1 protein-coding gene is annotated in these 679 nt (G+C 61.0%); it reads left to right on the top strand.

Annotation, left to right across the window (positions count from 1 at the left end; translation table 11 throughout):
- A partial coding sequence (locus tag C7G61_RS43015; protein WP_145963842.1) for an AMP-binding protein occupies positions 1-679 on the top strand: 679 nt, incomplete at both ends.

Genomic DNA, 679 nt, shown 5'->3' with positions numbered 1-679 from the left:
TGGAGACGGCGACCCCGGCGTGGGCGCAGCTGCCGGCCGCGAACCCGGACCCGCGCGCCCTCGGTCTGACCTCGCGCCATCTCGCCTATGTGATCTACACCTCGGGATCCACCGGAACGCCCAAGGGGGCACAGAATGAGCATCGGGCCATCATCAATCGGCTGATCTGGATGCAAAGAGCCTATGGTCTCAAGGCAACTGATGTCGTGTTGCAGAAGACGCCATTTGGCTTCGATGTCTCGGTCTGGGAGTTCTTCTGGACGCTGCTTGAAGGTGCGACCTTGGTGCTGGCGCCTTCGGATGCGCACAAAGACCCCGATGCATTGGTGGACTTGATCATCAGCCAACGCATCACCACGGCACACTTCGTACCATCGATGCTGGTCAGCTTTATCGATGCGAAGGGGGTTGATCGCTGCACATCGCTGCAGCGCCTGTTGTGCAGTGGCGAGGCGCTTCCTGCCGCCAGCTTGCACAAGGTTCGGCGCGTATTGCCTTGGACTGGCCTGCATAATCTCTACGGTCCGACGGAAGCTGCGATCGACGTGACAGCGTGGAGCTGCCCGGCTGATTTTGATGGGGCCGTTGTCCCGATCGGCCGTCCGATTGCGAACACGCGGATCTATCTGCTGGATGGTGATGGCGCGCCTGTTCCGTTTGGGGCCGTAGGGGAGCTTTA

The sequence above is a fragment of the Bradyrhizobium algeriense genome (assembly GCF_003062295.1).
Taxonomy (GTDB): domain Bacteria; phylum Pseudomonadota; class Alphaproteobacteria; order Rhizobiales; family Xanthobacteraceae; genus Bradyrhizobium; species Bradyrhizobium algeriense.
This window is presented reverse-complemented; position numbering and strand designations above follow the sequence as displayed.